General features: G+C 69.4%; 5 protein-coding genes. 3 read left to right on the plus strand and 2 right to left on the minus strand.

Going from position 1 to position 4,321, the window contains the following annotated elements; genetic code table 11:
- The 3 genes from AX744_RS20060 to AX744_RS15330 form a co-directional block, all read left to right on the plus strand.
- Positions 1-1,169, plus strand: a 1,169-nt coding sequence (locus tag AX744_RS20060; protein ID WP_197429252.1) for a flagellar hook-length control protein FliK, incomplete at its 5' end; no start/stop codon positions are given.
- A 20-nt stretch (positions 1,170-1,189) separates the two neighbouring features.
- A complete protein-coding gene (locus AX744_RS15325; RefSeq protein WP_046747390.1) occupies positions 1,190-1,627 on the plus strand; it encodes a flagellar hook assembly protein FlgD in 438 nt (145 codons plus the stop codon).
- Positions 1,628-1,652: 25 nt separating this feature from the next.
- Positions 1,653-2,813, plus strand: coding sequence for a flagellar hook protein FlgE (locus AX744_RS15330; RefSeq protein WP_046747389.1), 1,161 nt, complete (start codon positions 1,653-1,655; stop codon positions 2,811-2,813).
- 58 nt (positions 2,814-2,871) lie between these two features.
- Here AX744_RS15330 and AX744_RS15335 read toward each other — a convergent pair whose 3' ends face one another.
- The gene (locus AX744_RS15335) at positions 2,872-3,279 is read right to left on the minus strand and encodes an arsenate reductase ArsC (protein ID WP_061017798.1); all 408 of its coding nucleotides are present in this window, start codon (positions 3,277-3,279) and stop codon (positions 2,872-2,874) included.
- A gap of 24 nt (positions 3,280-3,303) precedes the next feature.
- Positions 3,304-4,293 (minus strand): metalloregulator ArsR/SmtB family transcription factor, encoded by a 990-nt coding sequence (locus AX744_RS15340; RefSeq protein ID WP_061017801.1) that lies wholly within the window; start codon positions 4,291-4,293, stop codon positions 3,304-3,306.
- Between the last annotated feature and the right edge of the window lie 28 nt (positions 4,294-4,321).

Consider the following 4,321-nt stretch of genomic DNA (forward strand, 5'->3'; position numbering starts at 1 on the left):
CCCCCGTGCCGACCAGCCCGGCTCCGCCCGTGGAGGAGACCCTGCTCGGCGTCGGAGCTCCGACGGGGACACCGCCGACGGCTCACGCCCCGGGAGGCGCCGCTTCGACGGGTGCGTCCGGCGGCACTGCCGTGGGCGAAGGGGCAGCGGGCGTGATCGAGATCGGGTCGCCACCGTCCCCCGTGGGATCGGTCGCCGCCGCCTCAGGTCTCGCGACCGGCGGTGCATTGCCATCGCCGCCGCTCAGCGGACCGGCGGCATTGAGGATGTCGGCGGATGCGACGACGGTGGCTGCTCCGGAGACGGATGCGCTCAGCTCGACCTCGACCTGGACCTCGACCTCGACCTCGGCTTCGACATCGACATCCAGCGGGGGAAACGCCGGCACTGCCGCGTCAGCGCTCTCGACCACCGCGGCCCTCCCCGCCGGCGGGAGCACCGCAGCAGATGCCCGCGGAGCAGCGGGCGCGGAGGATCAGACGATCGTCCCGTCGGATCCGGTGTCGGAGTCCACGGCCCCGGTCGCGCCGACCGGCCCGTCGGCGACCCCGGCGCATTCGGTCCCCCATGCCACCGGCGACGCGTCCACCGCGACTCCGGCGATCGGGGGCACGACCCCCGCGACGCCCGTGTCCACTGCGGCGGCTCCGAGCGTCGTCGCGACGGCCCGTCCCGCGCTGTTCACCCAGATCGCGACCCCCATCGTCTCGCTCGCGCAGGCACCGGACGGCGACCACAGCCTCACGCTCACCGTGTCGCCCGAGAACCTCGGTCCCGTGACGGTGCGCGCCCATATCTCCGGGGGCGCGATCCACATCGAGCTGCACGCGCCGAACGACCTCGGCAGGGAGGCGCTGCGCTCGATCCTCGTCGACCTCCGTCGCGACCTCGCCGCCGCGGCACCCCATGCGTCCCTCCTGCTGTCGACCTCGGACGACGGACCCGCCGCTTCGAACCCGCAGAGCTCCGGCGGCGGCGGTGCAGCCGGTGGGTCTTCGCACACCGCGGGGGCGGACCAGGGTCGGGCGGGACCGGGAACACCGAACGGCCGTGACGGGACGACCGGAACCGCAGTGCCGGGAGGCTCACCTTCCGCGGATCACCCTTTATCCGTCGATCCGACTTCCCCGCTGACTTCGCCGCACGGCGGCATCGACATCTTCGCCTGATCCGAGAGGAACCCACGACCATGGTCGAACCGATCTCCGGCACCATCCCGCCCTCGGGAGTGCAGACCGGCAGCACCACACCCGCGTCCGAGCGCAAGAAGACGCTCGACTCCGAGGTCTTCCTTAAGCTCCTGGTGACGCAGCTGACCAACCAGGACCCCAGCTCGCCCATGAACACCAACGAGATGATCTCGCAGACCACGCAGTTGGCCTCCATGGAGCAGCTGACCGCCCTCACGGCGACCTCGACCGAGAGCTTCGCCCTCAGCATGCGTCAGACCGCTGCGGCATTGATCGGCCACGAGGCGCAGTACGTCGATGAGAAGGGTGTCACCCAGAAGGGCATCGTCACATCGGTGTCCTATGCCGGCGCCGTGCCGCTGGTCACCATCGGCGAGGCCTCCATCCCCCTCGACGCCGTCTCCGGCGTCTCCGTCGCTCCCCGTCCGCAGTCCTGACCAGTCCATCCAGAAAGGCATCACCATGCTCCGCTCTCTGTTCGCCGGAATCTCGGGTCTGCGTTCCCACCAGACCATGCTCGACGTCACGGGCAACAACATCGCCAACGTCAACACGACCGGCTTCAAGGCCTCGGCCGTGCAGTTCCAGGACTCGCTCTCCCAGCTCGTGCGCAACTCGATGATGCCGCAGCAGGCCGCCGGCGGTCAGAACCCCGCCCAGGTCGGCCTCGGCGTGCAGGTGGCCGGCATCAGCACCAACTTCGCCTCCGGGGCACCGCAGCCCACGGGCGTGCCGACCAACCTCATGATCGCCGGAGACGGATTCTTCGTCGTGCGCTCGGGCGGCGAGACCCTCTACACCCGCAACGGTGGATTCTCGTTCGACGCGAGCGGCAAGCTGGTCTCGGCAGACGGCGCCCTTGTCCAGGGCTGGACGGCGCAGAACGGCGTCATCGTCCCCGGTCAGGGCATCGGCGACATCCGACTTCCGGTCGGCGCGCTCAGCCCCGCCGCGGCGACCACCACGGCCCGTGTCACGGGGAACCTGCCCTCGGGTGCCGCCGTGGGCGAGCAGCTGGTGCGCGACATCAAGACCTACGACGCCGAGGGTACGGCGACCTCGCTGCGCCTCACCTTCACCCGCACGGCCACCGGCTGGAACGTCACCGAACCGGGCGGCACGAACACCGCTCTCACGTTCACGGACGGCAAGCAGGGCGCAGCCTCGTCCATCGTCTCCGGTGGTGTCACGGTGGACCTCTCAGCGGTCACCGGTTTCGCGGATGTCAGCGACGTCGCGATCAAGGAGCAGAACGGCAAGCCGGCCGGCACCCTGAGCTCGTACGCGCTGATGAACGACGGCAGCCTGGTCGGCACGTTCAGCAACGGCGACACCGAGGTACTCGCCCGCGTCGCGCTGGCCGGATTCGTCAACCCCGGCGGACTCGAGAAGGCGGGCTCCTCGCAGTACCGGCCGAGCGGGAACTCCGGAGAGCCGACGCTCGGTCAGGCGGGCTCCGACGGTCTCGGCGGCATCATCAGCGGCGCGCTCGAGATGTCCAACGTCGACCTGTCGCAGGAGTTCACCAACCTGATCGTCGCGCAGCGCGGCTTCCAGGCCAACGCCCGCATCATCACCACGAGCGACGAGGTGCTGCAGGAGCTGACGAACCTCAAGCGCTGAGCCGTCGGGGAGCCGCGGCGGCCTGCATGCTCACGAGCGCGCCGCGGCTCCCCCGACGTCAGACGAGCTCGCTCACCAACTGTTCGATGCGCGCGCGGATGTCGTCGCGGATGGGGCGGACAGCGTCGATGCCCTGGCCTGCCGGGTCGTCGAGCTTCCAGTCCTCGTAGCGCTTGCCCGGGAAGAACGGGCAGGCGTCGCCGCATCCCATCGTGATGACGACGTCAGATGCCTGCACGGCTTCGGTCGTGAGCACCTTGGGCTGCTCGGAGGTGATGTCTATGCCGAGCTCGCGCATGGCTTCGACCGCGATCGGGTTGATCTGGTCGGCGGGCATGGAACCGGCAGAGCGGACGTCGATGCGGTCCCCTGCGATGTCGCGGAGGAAACCGGCCGCCATCTGGGAGCGTCCGGCGTTGTGCACGCAGACGAAGAGGACCGAGGGCTTGGTGGTCGTGTCAGTCATGGTTGCTCCAGGTGAGAGGTCTTGTCAGTTGAGGAGTTCGTCGACGAGCGCACGCACGCGTTCGGCGATGTCGTCGCGGATGGCTTCGACGCCTTCACGCGACGCGAGGGCAGGATCTCCGACCGCCCAGTCGTCATAGCGGACGCCGGGAATGATGGGGCAGACGTCACCGCACCCCATGGTGATGACGACGTCGGCTGCACGCACGGCGTCATCAGTGAGCGGCTTCGGGAAGCGCTCTGCAGCCTGGTCGCCTTCGATCTCTGCGAGACGCGAGCGGACGTGCGGGTGGACGACGTCGGCGGGAGCGGAACCCGCAGAGCGTGCGACGACCTTTCCGGCAGCCAGCTGGTTCACGAGAGCGGCAGCGAGCTGTGAGCGCCCCGCGTTCGCGACGCAGACGAAGAGCACCTGGGGTGCTGCAGCCTCGCGGTCGCGGGTCAGGTCCGCGAGCCGTTGACGGGCGAAGCGCTCAGTCAGCGGAACGAGTGCTGAGGTGACGCGTGCGGTGCGTGCGAGCGCGGTGTAGGACTCGCGGACGGTGGTGAGGACGACGTCTGCTTCGAGTTCGGGAACTTCCGCTGCGAGCTCCTCGGCGAGACGGGTCACCCGTGCGTCGAAGTCCGGTCGCAGTGGACCGTCGTCGTCTATGCTTCCGGGTGCGACCGAGGCGGGGGCGAAGGAGTCCAGCAATGCGGTGACGGCCCCGCGCTTGGTCGGGTTGATGCGGTACCAGACCCAGGTTCCGCGTCGTTCGGAGGTGAGGACATCGACGTCCTTGAGCACCTTGAGGTGATGGGAGACCGTCGGCTGCGAGACATCGGCGAGCTCGGCGAGGTCGCACACGCAGGACTCGCCGCGCGGGTCGGAGGCGATGGCCGACAGCATCCGCAGGCGCAGCGGGTCCGACAGCGCCTTCAGGGTGGCCGCCACTGAGGAGGCTGCTTCCAGCCCGATGGCATGGGTGGCGACGGGACTGCAGGTGTCAGTGTCGGTCGCAGCGGTGACGTTCATGACGGCATCCTTTCAGCGGTGTACGGGT

The sequence above is a fragment of the Microbacterium sp. CCH5-D1 genome, assembly GCF_001557335.1.
In the GTDB taxonomy this organism is placed as follows: Bacteria; Actinomycetota; Actinomycetes; order Actinomycetales; family Microbacteriaceae; genus Microbacterium; species Microbacterium oxydans.

Excerpts from the sequence above, each read along its gene's own strand:
- AX744_RS15325 (WP_046747390.1), top strand. The coding sequence starts at position 1,190 with ATGGTCGAACCGATCTCCGGCACCATCCCGCCCTCGGGAGTGCAGACC.
- AX744_RS15330 (WP_046747389.1), top strand. The coding sequence starts at position 1,653 with ATGCTCCGCTCTCTGTTCGCCGGAATCTCGGGTCTGCGTTCCCACCAG.
- AX744_RS15335 (WP_061017798.1), bottom strand. The coding sequence starts at position 3,279 with ATGACTGACACGACCACCAAGCCCTCGGTCCTCTTCGTCTGCGTGCAC.
- AX744_RS15340 (WP_061017801.1), bottom strand. The coding sequence starts at position 4,293 with ATGAACGTCACCGCTGCGACCGACACTGACACCTGCAGTCCCGTCGCC.